The organism is Paracoccus seriniphilus (assembly GCF_028553745.1).
Lineage (GTDB): Bacteria > Pseudomonadota > Alphaproteobacteria > Rhodobacterales > Rhodobacteraceae > Paracoccus > Paracoccus seriniphilus.
The window spans coordinates 688,269-704,368 of sequence record NZ_CP067129.1 but is presented as its reverse complement, the minus strand read 5'-3'; the positions used below and the strand labels follow the sequence as shown (position 1 = coordinate 704,368).

Below are 16,100 nucleotides of genomic sequence, written 5' to 3'. Positions count from 1 at the left end.
CCCACCGCAGTCAGAACGGAACGTCCTGATCGTCACCGGCCGGTCTGACATAGCTGGCCTTGATGTTCTTGAAACCAGCCTCAAACTGCACCGTCAACGTGCCCTCGGCAATGCCCATGACCTGACCCTGGCCAAATTTGGCGTGAACCACCTTGTCACCAACGCTGAATCCGGCAGCAGGATCCGCATCAATGGTCACCGTTGCCCGGGGTATTGGCGTTTTGCGTTCCGCCGCGCGGGCCTGCATCCGCTTCCAGCCGGGCGAATTGTAGACATCGGCCCGGGCCGCGCGCTCCTGCATTCCGGCTGCGGGCGCACCACCCGCATGGGCCATTGCTGCACCATAGCCACCGCCATAAAGGCCGGGCGGGGTCAGAACCTCGACATGTTCCGGGGGCAATTCGTCGATGAAACGCGAGGGCATCGCGCTTTGCCATTGCCCATAAAGGCGGCGGTTTCCGGCAAAGGTGATGGTCGCCATGCGCTCGGCACGGGTCAGGCCGACATAGGCCAGCCGACGCTCTTCCTCGACGCCCTTGGTGCCATTTTCATCCATCGCCCGCTGGTTCGGGAACAGCCCGTCTTCCCAACCCGGCAGGAAGACGATCGGAAATTCCAGCCCCTTGGCCCCATGCAGGGTCATGATGCTGACCTCTTCACCGGCCTCATCCTTGTCGCGGTCCATGACCAGCGCGACATGTTCCAGAAAGCCCTGAAGATTCTCGAATTCCTCAAGCGCCTTGACCAGTTCCTTGAGGTTGTCCAGCCGCCCCGGCGCATCAGGTGATTTGTCGTTCTGCCACATCGCGGTATAGCCGGATTCATCCAGGATCCGTTCAGCCAGTTCGACATGGCTGGCCGCGCTGTTCAGCGCATCCACCTGCCAGCGCGCGATGCCGGTCACGAAGTCGCGCAGATTGGCCAGCCCCTTGCCGCCCAGTTGCTTGTCCTCGACAACGATGCGCGCGCCTTCCAGCAAGCTGACACCATTGTTGCGCGCTGCCGACTGGATGGTCTTGACCGCCTTGTCTCCCAGCCCGCGCTTGGGCGTATTGACGATGCGTTCAAAGGCCAGATCGTCATCGGGCGATACGACCAGCCGGAAATAGGCCATCGCATCGCGAATTTCCTGACGTTCGTAAAAGCGCGGGCCGCCAATCACGCGATAGGGCAGACCGATGGTCATGAAACGGTCCTCGAAGGCCCGCATCTGATGCGAGGCCCGGACGAGAATCGCGATATCGTTCAGGCTGACCGGTCCCATCGAGGCCCGGTGGCCACCCTGGAAGGCCTCGATCTCCTCGCCGATCCAGCGGGCCTCGGCCTCGCCGTCCCAATGGCCGATCAGACGCACCTTCTCGCCGGATTCGGCATCCGTCCACAGCGTCTTGCCCAGTCGGCCCGCATTGGCCGCGATCAACCCCGAGGCCGCCGCGAGGATTTCCGGGGTTGAACGATAGTTCTGTTCCAGCCGGATCACCTGGGCGCCGGGAAAATCCTTTTCGAAACGCAGGATATTGCCCACCTCGGCCCCACGCCAGCCATAGATCGACTGATCGTCATCACCCACGCAGCAGATATTCCTGTGTGCCTGCGCCAGCAATCTCAGCCACATGTATTGGGCGACATTGGTATCCTGATATTCGTCCACCAGGATATAGCGGAACCGATCCTGCCAGCTTTTCAGAACATCGGGATGGGCCTGAAACAGCGTCACGCAATGCATCAGAAGATCGCCGAAATCGACCGCATTCAGCGTCAGCAAGCGGTTCTGATAGGCCTGATACAGCCGCCCGCCCCAGCCGTCGAATGTCGCATCCTCGCCCTTGGGCAGATTGGCAGGCGTCAGGCAGCGGTTCTTCCAGCCGTCGATCAGATGCGCCAACTGCCGCGCAGGCCAGCGCTTCTCATCGAGGTTCTCGGCCTGAATCAACTGTTTCAGCAGGCGGATCTGGTCGTCCGTATCCAGAATGGTAAAGCTGGGTTTCAGATGCAGGTCGCCATTGCCGATTAACTCGGCATGGCGGCGCAGGATCTTGACGCTGATCGAATGGAAGGTCCCCAGCCAGGGCAGCCCCTCGACTGACTCGCCCAGCAAACGACCGATGCGGTCCTTCATTTCCCGCGCGGCCTTGTTGGTAAAGGTCACCGCCAGAATCTGGCTGGGCCATGCCCTGCCCTGAACCAGCAGATGGGCAATGCGGGTGGTCAGCGCCCGGGTCTTGCCCGTCCCGGCCCCGGCCAGCATCAGCACCGGCCCGTCAAGGGTTTCAACGGCAGCACGCTGCGCGGCGTTCAGCCCCTCAAGATAGGGCGCGGGGCGTGCGGCAATCGCGCGTTGCGACAGCGGCACCCCATCGAAATCGTCGGAATCGTCCAGAAGCTCCATAGCCCTCACCATATGCGCCCCGGTGCCTCAAGAAAAGCCCGCGTTCCATTTTTGTTCCGCAATCCACCGTCAGACGCGCAGGCTTTCGAACGTCATCGGATCCAGCGAGGATTGGGCAAAGGTCGGCCCGTCCACCAGCAGGCTGACGGCATCGTGGGAGTGCAGGGATTCCTGATGGCTGGCCACGACGCGGAAATCGCCGATCCGGGGATCGCCCTGCAATTCCTTGGCAAAGGCGCGCACGGCATCCTCGACGAAAATCGGGTTCGAGGCGTTCAGCTCGGCAAAGGCCTGCTCATCCTCGCGCTTGACCATGACCTGCGTTTCCGTCGGAACGGCGCGGCGGCACAGGTCGACCAGATCCTCGAACCAGACCTTTTCGGGCCCCGCCATCACCAATGAGATTCGCGCGATCGATCGCTGCGAATGCGGCGTCGCCAGACGCGATCTGGATTCACGGGCATGTTCCGACAGTTCCAGCGAACAGGGGCAGGTCGAGGAATAGACATAGTCGAAATGCATGATCCGCAACCGCTCGCCCTTCCGCTCGATCACCTCCTGGGCAATGTCGTAATACTGCCAGCCCGACAGACCCGAACGCAGCGATTCCACCCGCACCGGATAGGAAAAGCGCATCTGGATCCGCGCGTCAAAGGCGTCGAGATCGGCCTTGTAGTCATCCAGCGCCGCCTCCAGCACCGACAGGCTGAACAGGTGATCGGAATGCCCATAGAAAGAGCGCATGATGCGGCTCATGTTGATGCCCTTGCGGTCGGCATCCAGACTGACGGTGCCGGTCACGCTGGTTTCCAGCGCGACCTCGCCCCCCGCCCGCGTCTGATAGCGGATCGGCAAGCGGAAGTTGGAAATGCCGACATGCTGGATCGGCGCCCGCGCGCCCACGATCAGGCTGGCCGGACCGTTCTGCAAATCCGGCAGGCCAGCGCGATAGTCGTCATCCACGCGAAATTCCGCGTCATATTCGCGAACAAGCGCCGGATAAGCCGGAACGAGAGGGCGTGCATCAGTCAAGCGGGCATCCTCCTTGGGGGAACTCTGGCGCAATATGGGGGCTTTCACGCATTTGCGAAAGCCCCGAGCTGCAATGATCTTCAGCCCGCCAGCGCCTGGGTCAGATCGGCGATCAGATCACGGGGATCTTCCAGGCCGATGGACAGGCGCAACAGACCCGGAGAGATTCCCAGGGTTGCCTTGGCCTCATCGGAAAGGCGTTGATGGGTCGTGGTTGCCGGATGTGTCACGATGGACTTCGCATCTCCCAGGTTGTTCGAGATCTTGACGATCCGCAGCCGGTTCAGCGCGGCAAAGGCATCATCCTTTCCCCCGGCAACCTCCAGGGCAATCATCGTGCCCCCCGCCCCCATCTGGCGCATGGCCAGCTCATGCTGGGGATGATCGGCAAGCCCCGGATAGACGACACGCGACAGATGCGGATTCCCCTGCATCGCGCGGGCAACCTTGTCGGCCGTATCGGCCTGTGCGCGCACCCGCAGATCCATGGTGGTCAGCCCGTTCAGCATGATCCAGCTATGAAACGGGCTGATCGCGCCGCCGGTATGCTTGACATAGGGCTCGACCGTCTTGCGGATGAAATCGCGCGTTCCGCAGATGACCCCGGCCAGCGCCCGTCCGCCGCCATCGATATGCTTGGTCGCGGAATAGACCACGACATCGGCGCCCAGTTCCACCGCGCGCGAGAAGACCGGCGTGGCAAAGACATTGTCGACAACGACCATGGCCCCCGCCGCATGGGCCAGTTCGGCGACGGCCTTGATATCCGTGACCTCAAGCCCGGGATTGGACACGGACTCAAAGAACACGGCCCTGGTGCCCTGACGGATCGCACCGGCCCACTGGTCGAGGTCGGTGCCATCGACATAGGTGACCTCGACACCGAATTTGGCCAAGAGGTCCAGCACGTAGATGCAAGAGCCGAACAACGCCCGCGCCGCCACGACATGATCGCCCGGCGCACAGATGGAAAACAGCGCGCCATTCACTGCGGCCATGCCGCTGGCGGTGGCAAAGGCGTCCTCGGTTCCCTCCAGCGCGGACATGCGGTCCTCGAACATGCGGCTGGTCGGATTGCCATAGCGGGCATAGATGAATTCATCCGGCCCGCTTTCAAGGAACCGGGCTTCAGCCTGCTCGGCACTGTCATAGACAAAGCCCTGCGTCATGAAGATCGCCTCGGACATCTCGCCATACTGGCTGCGCCGGGTGCCGTGATGAACGGCGGCGGTCCGGGGGTGAACGTCATCGGGGCAAGGGGTCTTGGGCTTTCCGGCCATGGTCTTTTCCTTTCGGATATTGCTCCGGGGTTAGCGCCGCCGGCCCGACCGTGCAAGCACCCCGGCGAACTGCAGGCAAAATGTTGGACGGGAACCCGCAAATAACAACCAGAGGTGGATTTTATCAAGTCAATACAATATCTTTTTAGACAGCTTACATGAGCACATTTCCGCCGATAGTTTGCGCCCTGTATTTAACGATGGAGCAGGGTAATGCGTTTTCGCAAGGCATTTGGATTCGATAACAATCGTTTCGATAAACATTTTGATCGGCATTCCGACAGTCACGACAGCCGCCATGAAGGACGCCGGGATTTTTTCGACCGCCGGGACAATGATCACAATGATCGCAGCCACGCGCGCAACGACCACCACGACCACGGGCGCCACGACCATGGCCGCAAGTTCTGGCATCATGACGACAAATCCGACAGCAGCCATGACGCCTCGGCGGCACCGGCCGAGGCTCCGGAAGGTGCCGACACGGTAACCTGGGCCCTGGAAGGCCCCAAGAACGTGACGGTCGAGATCACCGCGCATGCGGATGACGACGGAAATGTGGTGTTCAACTACGAACTCACCGGCGGCACCGCTGATCTGAACGGCTTCTTTGTCGATCTGGACAATGACGGCGGCGCAATCAGCCAACTGGGTCGCAACAACAGCATGACCGGCGTCGATTCCGACGGTGACACCCTGGACGGCTTCGACTTTGCCCAGACCATCGGAACGACTGGCCAATGTGATGCCAATACGACCGAAGGCGCGGTTGTCGTGTCGATGGAGAATCTGGGCATTTCGGATCTGTCGGAACTTGCGGATGCGGAACTGGGCATCCGCGTCAATGGCACCGGGCGCCTGTCTGACGGCAGCATGAAGCTGGCCGATACCGGCACCTTCGTCGAAGGCGACGCCACCGATGCCGAAGAGCCCATGTCCGTGGTTCTGGATTTCCCCGACATGGAGGCCCCGATCAGCGTGCTGACCCTTGCCTTCGTGCAGCAGGGCGGCGTCGATGCCGGAGACTTCGACTCGAACGGCCTGCGGATTGTCGATCTGAACCTTGAAGGTGACATGCCCACCGATCTGGATGTTTTCGTCGAGCAACTGGTCGATGATCTGATCGCTTCGGACAGCTATCTGACCGATGATTCCTACCTCAAGGCGGTCGTTCTGGGCGGCGAGGGTGTTGCCTCGGACTATTACCTCTATGGCGGAGTCAACGCCAATGGCGAAGAGGCCGATGTCATGCCCCAGGGCGCTTTCATCGATCCGGTCAACGGCATGGTCGCCCCCAGCAGCCTGATCGACGACAGCTATACCGTCGCCATGAACGAAGACCATTTCGTCTTCGCCTGAGCGACCAGACCTTGCGGAATCGGAAAGGGGCGGATCAACCGCCCCTTTTTCTTTGACTGCAGCAGTTGGAGGCTCAAGGGTCGTTGCGACGCTTCCTTCTATCCTGGCTTCATGAGTTCGTCCCTGAAGGCTTCAGCCGGTGTGCGCCATCCGAGGCATTTTCTGGGTGTGCCGTTCAAGCGGTCGCAAATCGCCTTCATCGAGCGATTTGAGAGCGCGGCCACAGGCGTATCCCGTGGCAGGTAGCGGCGGACCCGCTTGTTGAGGTTCTCGACGGATCCTTTCTGCCAGGGCGCTTGGGGATCGCAGAACCACGCTTCCGTTCCGATCCCAGGCTTGAGCTTGCGCCAGTTCCGGAACTCGATCCCTCTGTCGAAAGTGATGGAGCTCCGCGCCGGCTGGGGCAGGGGTTCCATGACGTCCATCAGCCGGTTCATCAGGTGTGTGGTGCTCCGGTCCTGGTTTCTGAACAAGACGGCAAACCGCGTCTTTCGCTCTACAAGCGTGGCCACGTTGGCATTGCCCTGGGCGCGTTCGAAAATCATCAGATCGCCTTCCCATTCACCGAATGTCTCGCGGGACTTCACGTGCTCCGGGCGCTGATGAATGGAGCGCTCCGGCGGGAAAACAAGGCCGCGCGGCCTGCGCGCATGGCGCGGCTGCCGTTTCTTGCGCCGGCTCGGCAGGTGGCGCGCCAGTTCTTCGGATTGGCCATCGGGGCCATAGACGTAAGCGTAAATGGTCTCGTGGCTCACGCGCACCGGTTGGCCTTCAAACCAAAGACGGCCGGCAATCTGCTCTGGTGACCAGCCTTCCTTCAATTGGGTGATCACTGCTTTGCGCAGTTCTTTCAATCGCACGAGTTTGCGGCGGCGCATGCGTCTGGCGGCCGCGGCTCGCTGCGCGTTCACACCGTAGTAGCCGTTCAGATATGGCAGTTCATTGTCTTCAAAGCGGTTGCGCTTGATTTCCCGGTAGACAGTAGAGCGATGCCTGCCGAGCGAAGCCGCGATCTTGCTCACGGGCGTCTTTGCGTTCAGCATATCCTCAATTGTGCGCCGTTCTCGCAAATCCAGCTCTATGTGGGCCATCTTCCATTCTCCTTGCTTTCCAGCAAGATAGGGGAACTGTCGCAACCCAATCTAGAATGTGCCAGTTATGCCCTCGCCTACAGATAATCTCCGCGCTGCAATCCGTATTTTGCCATCTTCTCGTTCAGCGTCCGGCGCGGCAGGCACAGTTCTTCCATGACGCTGGCGATGCTGCCCTTGTGGCGGCGCATGGTATTGTCGATCAGCATTTTCTCGAAGCTTTCGACATATTCCTTCAGCGGCTTGCCCTCGGTGGTCGTGGCCTGTTGGTTGTCATCTCCATCCGCCATCAGCAAAGAGGCAATGCTGCCCGATCCGCGACGGTTCTGCAGCACTGCACGCTCGGCCACATTGATCAACTGGCGGATATTGCCCGGCCAGGGGGCCTGCAACAACTGCGCGGCCTCCTGCGCGCTGACCTGCGGAGGTTCGCAACCATATTCCTCGGCGAACTGATCGGCCATGCGGGTAAACAGGGCCAGAATATCCTCGCCCCGCGCCCGCAGCGGCGGCAGGGTGATCTTCAGCGCCGACAGCCGGTAGAACAGATCCGGACGCAGCGAATCCTCGGCCTTGCGACCTTCCCCGCGCGCATTCGAGATCGCGATGATCCGCGCCTCGACCGCGCCGGCCTGTTCGCTGATAAAGGCCAGCAGCCGCGCCTGAAGCGGTTCGGACAGCGCCTCGATGTCCTCGAGGCACAGCGTTCCGCCGCGCGCTTCTTCGACGGCAGGCAAGCCATCTTCCATCGGGCCAAACAGCCGCGCGGTCAATGCCTCGTCATTATAGGCGGCGCAGGAGACCGGGACGAACTTGCGCGACGCGCGTGGCCCGACCGCATGCAGTGCATGGGCCACCAGCGTCTTGCCGGTCCCGGTTTCGCCATCAATCAGCACGTGGCCATCCGCCTGCCCCAGATCGAGAATATCCTCGCGCAGCCGCTCCATGACCGGGCTGGAGCCAATCAGCTTGGACATCACCTGCTGACCCTCGGACAGATCGCGCCGCAGCGCCCTGTTGTCCAATGTCAGCCGTCGCGCCTGAGTGGCCTTTTTCGCCAAGGTGGTCATCTTGTCGGGGTTGAACGGCTTTTCCATGAAATCCATGGCCCCCAGCCGCATGGCCTCGACCGCCATGGGGACATCGCCATGGCCGGTGATCATGATGACCGGCAGGCCCGAATCCAGCCCCATCAGACGCTTGAGAAAGGCAATGCCATCCATGCCCGGCATGCGGATATCCGAAACCACGACACCCGGCCAATCAGGGCCGATGACCTTCAGCGCCTCTTCGGCACTGGCGAATGTCTCGGTTTCGAATCCTGACAGGACCAGCCACTGGCTGATGGATTCCCGCATATCCGGTTCGTCATCGACAATCGCGATCTTCAGCTTGCGGGACATATCTGTTCCTCTCTCGGTCTCATTCTGCAGCAAGGGCTTCGGCCGGATGACCGGGTCGGTGCAAAGGCAGCTCGACACGGAACACCGCCCCGCCCTCGGTTTCGTTATGTGCGGTCAGGCGGCCTCCGAAATCCGCCACGATGGTCGAAGAAATGGCCAGGCCGAGGCCCGTACCCTCTCCGGGTTTCTTGGTTGTCCAGAACGGTTCAAACAGCTTTTCGAGGTCCGAAACACCCGGACCATTGTCGCGAACGGACACATAGGCGTGAGCACCGCTTTCCACGGTGATTTCGATCCACGCATCACGCTTGTCCTTGACGGCATCCACGGCGTTTCGCAGCAGGTTGATGATCACCTGCTCCAGCCGGATGCGATCGGCCAGGACCATGACCTTTCCGCGCGAAACATTGCGCGTGATGCGGATGGTACGGGCGCGCAGCTGCGGCTCCATCATGGTCAGGGCGGAACTGACAGCGGCACGCAGATCGACGGGCTCGACGGCCTCTCCGCCCTTGCGGGCATAGGATTTCAGCTGGCGGGTGATGGCCCCCATACGTTCGATCAGATCGTCGATCCGCTGAAAGCTGGACAGCGCCTCTTCGCTGCGCCCGCGTTGCAGCAACAGTCGCGCCCCCGCCAGATAGGTCTTCATCGCCGCAAGAGGCTGGTTCAACTCGTGGCTGACGCCCGCCGACATCTCGCCCAGGGCGGCCAGCTTGGAGGATTGCTGCACGGTCTGCTCGGCCACGCGCAATTCCTTCTGCACACGCTCGCGTTCGGCGATTTCGCGGGTCAGGCGCATGTTCAAGGCGCGCAGATCGGCGGATTCGCGCATATAGGCCGCCGATTGCATGCGGGCCCGGCGTGACAACACATAGAAGGTCGCGGCCAGAAGAATCGCAAATCCCATGATCTCCAGCGCCAGAACGGCATTCACCCGCTCGCGTGTCGACGTATAGGTGGTGAAGCTGATCATCTTCCAGCCGCGAAAGGGAATCCGGGCCTCGCTGCGCATCACCGCGCGCCCCTGCAGATAGGCATCGGCGGGGGGCGAGGTCCAATCCGCCGTCACCTGAAAGGCCCGCTGGATCGCCGAGGTCGGAGAGCGCACCGAAAGGGCCTCGGGCAGGGGCAGCCCGCGCCAGCGTGGCTCGGTCGCCAGAATGATCGAACCCTCGCTGTCGGTGACGACCACGGCATCGGCAATCCCGGCCCATGATCTCTCCAGGCGGGTCAGATCCGCCCCCACCACGATCACCCCCAGGGTCTTGCCATCGGCAATGATGGCGCGCGAGTGGTTGAACTCATAGGCGCCCGAATCCGTGGTCGAGACGGTAAAAACGGTATCGCGTGAACGCAGTGCCTCGACAAAATAGGGTGTGGAAACATTATTCGCGCCGATCTGATAGCGATCGGTCGAGCCCACCGTCCGCCCCGAGGCATCCAGCAGGCGAATCGATGCGGCACCGATTTCCTGTTGCGCAGCGATCAACCGTGCCGATGTCTTGGAGAAATCCGAACTGTTCAGCGCCCCGATCAATGCCGGGTCACGCGCCAGCAGCAGCGGCACGACCTCGTTTCGATCCAGTTCGGAACGCAGGTTGCCGGTATAGAGCGCCAGCCGAAGATCGGCCCGAACGCGGGTATTTTCGGAAAAACGCTCGGTCAGCCAGGAGTTTGTCACCCAGACGGCCGCGACGGCAGTCAAACAGATCACCCCGATGGCGGAACGAAGCCACCACGGGTTGGACGGTTGCGCCGCACCGCCCACGCGGGTCTTCCCGCTGTGGCTGTTTGTCTTTTTCCTACTCACCGCGTCGATCCGACAAAATCGTTAACTGACGCAATTTAGGCCCAGAATGGCCGCCGCTCAAGTCACGCGTGCTGCAATCCGCCAATCAGGGACGAGAACATGGCCGCGCCATCCTGTCCGCCCAGGGCCGGATCGGCCGCGCGTTCGGGGTGGGGCATCATGCCCAGCACACGCCGGTTCGCCGACAACACCCCGGCAATATCGGCCACCGACCCGTTGATCGCGGGCGCATAGGTAAAGGCAATCCGGTCCTGATCCTGCAACTCGGCCAGACCTTCCGGCGCGATCTGGTAGTTGCCATCGTGATGGGCGACCGGGATCGTGATGGTCTGTCCGCCCTGATAGCCCGACGTGAAATCGCTGTCGGTGGTGGCCACGCGCAGCGTGGCGGGCTTGCAGATGAAGGTCAGGCCCTGATTGCGCATCAGGGCACCGGGCAGCAGGCCCAGTTCCGTCAGAACCTGAAAGCCGTTGCAGATGCCCAGAACGTAACCGCCCCGCGCGGCATGATCGCGCAGCGCGCCGGCAATGGGCGAATGCGCTGCAATGGCGCCGCAGCGCAGATGATCGCCATAGGAAAATCCGCCCGGCACGGCCACCAGATCGGTGCCATCGGGCAAAGCGGTATCCTTGTGCCAGACCTGCGTCACCTCGGACCCGGCCTGTTGAAGGGCAACGGCCAGATCACGATCGCAATTCGATCCGGGAAAGGTGATGACGGCGGCTTTCATGACACGGGCTCCTGTAGGGTGCTGCGCGCACTGATAGCCCAGCCTTGCGCCACAGAAAAGCCTCAGCGCGCGATCCGGCCCCACTGAATTCGCTGCCAGAGGCGTTCATAGCCCAGATACATCGCAAATCCGATGCCGGCATTCATCAGTGCCATGCTACCGGCGACACTGGCCGATCCGGTCATCACCAGACCGACAAGCGTCATGCCCAACAGGCCGATCACCTGCCACACCACCGCCTTGGTTACTGATCTGACACGGGATTCCATCAGGGGTCCTTTCCATATTCTCTACCTTCGCCTTGAAGTTAACCCAGTTGGCCGCCCGCAGAAATTCTGAACATCATTAGCAGAATGTCTCGTTTCGTGATAATTATCACCACATGAGTGATTTTATCGACAAAAGAGAACTGGCCAGAGAGCTGCGCACCCGCCTGTCCCAGATCATGGCCGAGACCGGCGAAACCCAATCCGGCCTGGCGCGGGCGACCGGCGTGGACAGATCCACCATTTCGCAGTTGCTGACCGATGAGGGCGGACGCATGCCCGGAGCCCATCTGATCGCGCTGGCGGCACGGCATTTCGGCATCAGCACCGACTGGCTGCTGGGGCTGAGCGAACATCAGCAGATGGCCAGCGACCTGGTCGATGCCTCGCTGCAGGTCACCAAGGCCACGCGGATGCTGATCGACGACCAGATCTATGAATGGCATCGGCAGGCGACGGGCTACAAGATCCGGCATGTGCCCACCGGCCTGCCCGATCTGCTGAAAACCCGGGAAACCCTGCGCTGGGAATATGGCAATCACGTCACCCGCGACAGCCAGCAGGCCATCGAGGCCTCGGAACGGCGGCTGGAATGGATGCGACAGACCTCATCCGATGTGGAAATCGCCTTGCCCCTGCAAGAGTTGCAGATGCTGGCACGGGGCGAAGGATATTACCGCGACATGCCCGGGCCGCTCCGCAACGGCCAGCTGCAGTATATGCGCGATGTGACCGACCAGCTTTACCCGGCGCTGCGGCTGTATCTTTATGATGCGCGGCAGGTCTTTTCCGCACCCCTGACCGTCTTCGGTCCGCTGATGGCGGCGATCTATATCGGCCAGAACTATCTGGTCTTCCGCGACAGCAACCGGGTGCGGATGCTGACAGCGCATTTCGACCAATTGGTGCGTCAGGCCGAACATGGCGCCCGCGATCTGCCGGATGTGCTGGCATCGCTGCTGGAGCGCCCCAACGAATCAGGGCCGCGCTGATCCAGCGCGGCCCTGTTCAGATTGTCAGAGTTCTGTTCAGGACAGAGCTTTGTTCAGATATTCGTCGACTTTTTCCAGATAGCCCATCGTGGTCAGCCATTTCTGGTCCGGACCCACCAGCAGAGCCAGATCCTTGGTCATGAAGCCGTCTTCGACGGTCTGCACGGTGACTTTTTCCAGAGTGGTGGCGAATTTCATCAGCGCATCATTGCCATCCAGCTTGGCGCGGTGCTTCAGACCACCGGTCCAGGCAAAGATCGACGCGATCGAGTTGGTCGAGGTCGCATTGCCTTTCTGATGCTCGCGATAGTGGCGGGTCACGGTGCCATGCGCGGCCTCGGATTCAACCACCTGTCCGTCCGGCGTCATCAGGACACTGGTCATCAGGCCAAGGCTGCCAAAGCCCTGAGCAACGGTATCCGACTGGACATCGCCGTCATAGTTCTTGCAGGCCCAGACATAGCCGCCCGACCATTTCATCGCGCTGGCGACCATGTCGTCGATCAGGCGGTGTTCATAGGTGATGCCGGCGGCCTTGAACTTCTCTTCGAACTCGGCCTCATAGATCTCCTGGAACAGATCCTTGAAGCGACCGTCATAGGCCTTGAGAATGGTGTTCTTCGTCGACAGATAGACCGGAACGCCACGGTTCAGACCATAGTTCATGCTGGCCCGGGCGAAATCACGGATCGAGTCATCCAGATTGTACATCGCCATGGCGACACCGGCGCTTGGCGACTGGAACACTTCGTGCTCGATCTCTTCACCGTCTTCGCCGACGAACTTGATGGTCAGCTTGCCCTTGCCGGGGAACCTGAAATCGGTCGCGCGATACTGGTCACCAAAGGCGTGACGGCCGACGATGATCGGCTGGGTCCAGCCGGGCACAAGCCGCGGGACGTTCTTGCAGATGATCGGCTCACGGAAGATCACGCCGCCCAGGATGTTGCGGATCGTTCCGTTGGGCGAACGCCACATTTTCTTCAGGCCGAATTCTTCCACGCGGGCTTCGTCCGGGGTGATGGTCGCGCATTTCACGCCCACACCGTATTTCTTGATCGCCTCGGCGGCGTCAACAGTGATCTGGTCGTCGGTACGGTCACGCTCTTCGATGCCCAGATCGTAATATTTCAGGTCAATATCCAGATAGGGCAGGATCAGCTTCTGTTTGATAAAATCCCAGATGATCCGGGTCATTTCATCGCCGTCGAGTTCGACGACTGGATTCTCTACCTTGATCTTGGACATGGATGGTCCCCTTGTTGGCGTCAGGATCTGCTGCCTCATAGCGGTTCCCGAGGCAAAAGAAAAGACGGTATGCCTTTGTATGCCAAAATCGGCACAGGCTGCAGACAGCTAAACTTGTCGGCATTTTGGCGCACCCGGCAAAGCGGTTCTTAAACAGCTGCATGGCAGATCGTGGCTGTAACCGCCACGCAGGAACTGTCGATATGCCAACCCATACCATGATCTATCTGGGCAATTTCGCCGATCTTGATCGCAATGAATGGAGCTTTTCTGCCGAACGGGCGACGGCGCATTTCGCCCGGACCAGCTTTGGGTCGCCCGATGATCCGTTATATGGGCAGCGGGTTCAGGTAGAGATGCAGGACGACAATGATGACGGCGTCATCCTGACCAACAACTGGTTCGGACATCAGGAAGAAATCTCTTACAGTCTGCCCGGTTCGACCGCGCAATCACATGAAATCGACAGCGCCTTCACCGCACGCAATGTCGAGGTGACGCGGCTTCTGCCCGACGGCAGCACTGATCGCGTGCAGACCACCCTGCGGGTCATCCAGGACACCGGCGGCAATGTCTTTCTGATGCCGCCCCCCATGGAGGACAGTGACACCTCCGAGATCGAGGCGATGACCACCCTGCCCATCGTCTCGATTCGCTTTCCATCAGCGAAATATTTTTCCACCGATTACAATGCCGCCTATGCCGGACGACATGACCTGACAGGCTTTGTGCCCTGTTTTGCCAGCGGCACCCTGATCCTGACCGAATCAGGGTCGCGCCCGATCGAGCAGATCGCGCCGGGCGAGATGGTCATGACCAGGGACCACGGGCCACAGCCCCTGCGCTGGCGCGCGCAACGCAGCCTGACGACCAGGGAATTGCGGACCCATCCGAATCTGCGCCCGATCCGCATCGAGGTCGGGGCACTTGGCGTCGATATCCCCGACCAGCCGCTGCTGGTCTCACCCCAGCACCGCATCCTGCTGCGCTCACCCATCGCGCAACGCATGTATGGCACGCAGGAATTGCTGATCGCGGCCTGCAAGCTGACCGACCTTCCCGGCATCCGTGCCACCTCGGGCAATGCGCCGGTCACCTATGTCCATCTGCTGTTCGAACGCCATGAAATCCTGACCTCGAATGGTGCCGAGACGGAATCGCTCTATCCGGGGAAACAGGCGATCTCGGGGCTGGGCGAAGCTGCGGAAGAACTGTTCACGCTGTTTCCGCAATTGCGCGACATGGCCGAACCCTTCCCCGCTGCGCGGCCCTTTGCCACCGGCAGACGGGCCCGCCAGATGGTGGCACGACATATGCGCAACAGACGCGCGCTGTTCAACTGACCTCCGGCGGGATCACGCAGGCAGCAGGGCGGCGATCTGCGGGCGCAGCCAATCCCAGATGGCCGGAGCCCCCAGCGCAATCTTGTGACCCACGCGGCTTTCCACATCCGCGAATGTCACATGATATTCCCGCCAGCCCAGACCGCCCGAACGCAGGTTCTGGATGGCAGGCTGGCAGCGGTCCAGTGACTTGGCAAAGATCGCCTCGGGGGTCTGCACCGCCTCGAATTCCTGCCAGAGGGTCAGGAATTCCCTGCCCTGCCGTTCCGGCAACAGGCCAAAGATACGCCGCGCGGCCTCGGCTTCGGCAGCCTGGATCTCGACCGAACCATGGGCCTGCCCCGCCGCCGAATGCAGCGGGACGTCGCCGACGTCGATTTCGACCAGATCATGCAGCAACAGCATGCGGATCACCCGGCCGATATCCAGCCCGTCATCCGCCAGCCCCCGCAGTGCAAGGGCATAAAGCGCCAGATGCCAGCTATGCTCGGCGCTGTTTTCGCGGCGCGAGCCATCTATCAGCGTGTTGGCCCGATAGACCGACTTCAACTGATCGACCTCGGCCAGAAAGCGCAGGCGACGGGCCAGGTCGTCATCTGCCGGCTCCTGCCCTGCCATCAGCGCATGGGCGGCCTGCATGATCTCGGGCCATTCCTGCGCCAGCCGTGCGGCACGCCCCTTGTCCAGATTGTCGCGCACGATCTCCAGATGTGCCGGCAATGGCGTTTTCGCCTGCAGAACCTGAAACAGCGGCTGGCTGTGATCCATGCGCTTGGCAACACATGCATCCGCCGAACTCGCAGCCTCGAATTCGGCCCAAAGCGCCAGAAGCGCATCGCCTTCGGGCGACAGACCAAGAATTCGTTGCGCGGCCAGAGCCTCGGTCCGGGCCAGTTCCGCCACGTCATGATCCAGATGGATCGGCTGGTCTCCCACGTCGATCTCGACCAGATCATGCAGCAACAGCATGGCGATGGCGCGATCGGACGCGCCAAAAACCATGGCGAACAGCGCCACATGCCAGCTGTGTTCGGCGCTGTTTTCCGGTCGCGACAGATCCATCAGGACATTGGCGCGATCGACGGATTTCAGCCGATCGGCCTCGCACAGAAAATCGACCGAACCTGCGATATAGGCGGACATCCCCGCGAAC

At 61.2% G+C, this 16,100-nt stretch carries 13 protein-coding genes; 3 read left to right on the top strand and 10 right to left on the bottom strand.

Annotated features, from left to right (window positions below; all coding sequences use genetic code 11):
- Positions 1-10 precede the first annotated feature (10 nt).
- From JHW44_RS03475 to metZ, 3 genes are all read right to left on the bottom strand, one after another.
- Positions 11-2,389, bottom strand: a complete 2,379-nt coding sequence (locus JHW44_RS03475) for a UvrD-helicase domain-containing protein (RefSeq protein ID WP_089345866.1) — start codon at positions 2,387-2,389, stop codon at positions 11-13.
- 69 nt (positions 2,390-2,458) lie between these two features.
- Positions 2,459-3,421, bottom strand: coding sequence for a GTP cyclohydrolase FolE2 (gene folE2, locus JHW44_RS03470; RefSeq protein ID WP_089345865.1), 963 nt, complete (start codon positions 3,419-3,421; stop codon positions 2,459-2,461).
- Between the two features lie 80 nt (positions 3,422-3,501).
- A complete protein-coding gene (gene metZ / locus JHW44_RS03465; RefSeq protein ID WP_089345864.1) occupies positions 3,502-4,701 on the bottom strand; it encodes an O-succinylhomoserine sulfhydrylase in 1,200 nt (399 codons plus the stop codon).
- A 213-nt stretch (positions 4,702-4,914) separates the two neighbouring features.
- Here metZ and JHW44_RS03460 point away from each other — a divergent pair, with 213 nt between their 5' ends.
- Positions 4,915-6,060, top strand: coding sequence for a hypothetical protein (locus JHW44_RS03460; protein ID WP_089345863.1), 1,146 nt, complete (start codon positions 4,915-4,917; stop codon positions 6,058-6,060).
- Between the two features lie 98 nt (positions 6,061-6,158).
- Here the strand turns inward: JHW44_RS03460 and JHW44_RS03455 are convergent, their stop codons facing one another.
- The 5 genes from JHW44_RS03455 to JHW44_RS03435 all read right to left on the bottom strand — a co-directional run bounded on the left by JHW44_RS03455 (position 6,159) and on the right by JHW44_RS03435 (position 11,367).
- Positions 6,159-7,151: an IS30 family transposase gene (locus JHW44_RS03455; RefSeq protein ID WP_272850296.1), complete on the bottom strand. Its 993-nt coding sequence runs from the start codon at positions 7,149-7,151 to the stop codon at positions 6,159-6,161.
- A gap of 77 nt (positions 7,152-7,228) precedes the next feature.
- The gene (locus JHW44_RS03450; protein ID WP_089345674.1) at positions 7,229-8,554 is read right to left on the bottom strand and encodes a sigma-54-dependent transcriptional regulator; all 1,326 of its coding nucleotides are present in this window, start codon (positions 8,552-8,554) and stop codon (positions 7,229-7,231) included.
- A gap of 19 nt (positions 8,555-8,573) precedes the next feature.
- The gene (locus JHW44_RS03445; RefSeq protein WP_336385719.1) at positions 8,574-10,271 is read right to left on the bottom strand and encodes a sensor histidine kinase; all 1,698 of its coding nucleotides are present in this window, start codon (positions 10,269-10,271) and stop codon (positions 8,574-8,576) included.
- Between the two features lie 158 nt (positions 10,272-10,429).
- Positions 10,430-11,098 carry a phosphoribosylformylglycinamidine synthase subunit PurQ gene (gene purQ / locus JHW44_RS03440; protein WP_089345676.1) on the bottom strand — a complete coding sequence of 223 codons (669 nt, stop codon included), beginning with the start codon at positions 11,096-11,098 and terminating at the stop codon, positions 10,430-10,432.
- Positions 11,099-11,160: 62 nt separating this feature from the next.
- Complete coding sequence (locus JHW44_RS03435) at positions 11,161-11,367, bottom strand: DUF2061 domain-containing protein (RefSeq protein WP_089345677.1); 207 nt, start codon at positions 11,365-11,367, stop codon at positions 11,161-11,163.
- Positions 11,368-11,480: 113 nt separating this feature from the next.
- Between JHW44_RS03435 and JHW44_RS03430 the strand changes: the two genes are divergently transcribed.
- Positions 11,481-12,356: a helix-turn-helix domain-containing protein gene (locus JHW44_RS03430; RefSeq protein WP_089345678.1), complete on the top strand. Its 876-nt coding sequence runs from the start codon at positions 11,481-11,483 to the stop codon at positions 12,354-12,356.
- Between the two features lie 36 nt (positions 12,357-12,392).
- Here the strand turns inward: JHW44_RS03430 and JHW44_RS03425 are convergent, their stop codons facing one another.
- Positions 12,393-13,604: an NADP-dependent isocitrate dehydrogenase gene (locus tag JHW44_RS03425; protein ID WP_089345679.1), complete on the bottom strand. Its 1,212-nt coding sequence runs from the start codon at positions 13,602-13,604 to the stop codon at positions 12,393-12,395.
- A gap of 203 nt (positions 13,605-13,807) precedes the next feature.
- Between JHW44_RS03425 and JHW44_RS03420 the strand changes: the two genes are divergently transcribed.
- Positions 13,808-14,947: a Hint domain-containing protein gene (locus tag JHW44_RS03420; protein ID WP_245847388.1), complete on the top strand. Its 1,140-nt coding sequence runs from the start codon at positions 13,808-13,810 to the stop codon at positions 14,945-14,947.
- A gap of 12 nt (positions 14,948-14,959) precedes the next feature.
- Here the strand turns inward: JHW44_RS03420 and JHW44_RS03415 are convergent, their stop codons facing one another.
- Complete coding sequence (locus tag JHW44_RS03415; RefSeq protein WP_089345680.1) at positions 14,960-16,090, bottom strand: HD domain-containing protein; 1,131 nt, start codon at positions 16,088-16,090, stop codon at positions 14,960-14,962.
- Positions 16,091-16,100: the final 10 nt, after the last annotated feature.

What these genes read in the sequence shown, in the direction of transcription:
- JHW44_RS03475 (WP_089345866.1), bottom strand. Translation starts at nt 2,389, where the DNA reads ATGGAGCTTCTGGACGATTCCGACGATTTCGATGGGGTGCCGCTGTCG.
- JHW44_RS03435 (WP_089345677.1), bottom strand. Translation starts at nt 11,367, where the DNA reads ATGGAATCCCGTGTCAGATCAGTAACCAAGGCGGTGGTGTGGCAGGTG.
- JHW44_RS03460 (WP_089345863.1), top strand. Translation starts at nt 4,915, where the DNA reads ATGCGTTTTCGCAAGGCATTTGGATTCGATAACAATCGTTTCGATAAA.
- JHW44_RS03425 (WP_089345679.1), bottom strand. Translation starts at nt 13,604, where the DNA reads ATGTCCAAGATCAAGGTAGAGAATCCAGTCGTCGAACTCGACGGCGAT.
- JHW44_RS03430 (WP_089345678.1), top strand. Translation starts at nt 11,481, where the DNA reads ATGAGTGATTTTATCGACAAAAGAGAACTGGCCAGAGAGCTGCGCACC.
- JHW44_RS03420 (WP_245847388.1), top strand. Translation starts at nt 13,808, where the DNA reads ATGCCAACCCATACCATGATCTATCTGGGCAATTTCGCCGATCTTGAT.
- JHW44_RS03455 (WP_272850296.1), bottom strand. Translation starts at nt 7,151, where the DNA reads ATGGCCCACATAGAGCTGGATTTGCGAGAACGGCGCACAATTGAGGAT.
- purQ (WP_089345676.1), bottom strand. Translation starts at nt 11,098, where the DNA reads ATGAAAGCCGCCGTCATCACCTTTCCCGGATCGAATTGCGATCGTGAT.
- metZ (WP_089345864.1), bottom strand. Translation starts at nt 4,701, where the DNA reads ATGGCCGGAAAGCCCAAGACCCCTTGCCCCGATGACGTTCACCCCCGG.
- JHW44_RS03450 (WP_089345674.1), bottom strand. Translation starts at nt 8,554, where the DNA reads ATGTCCCGCAAGCTGAAGATCGCGATTGTCGATGACGAACCGGATATG.
- JHW44_RS03415 (WP_089345680.1), bottom strand. Translation starts at nt 16,090, where the DNA reads ATGTCCGCCTATATCGCAGGTTCGGTCGATTTTCTGTGCGAGGCCGAT.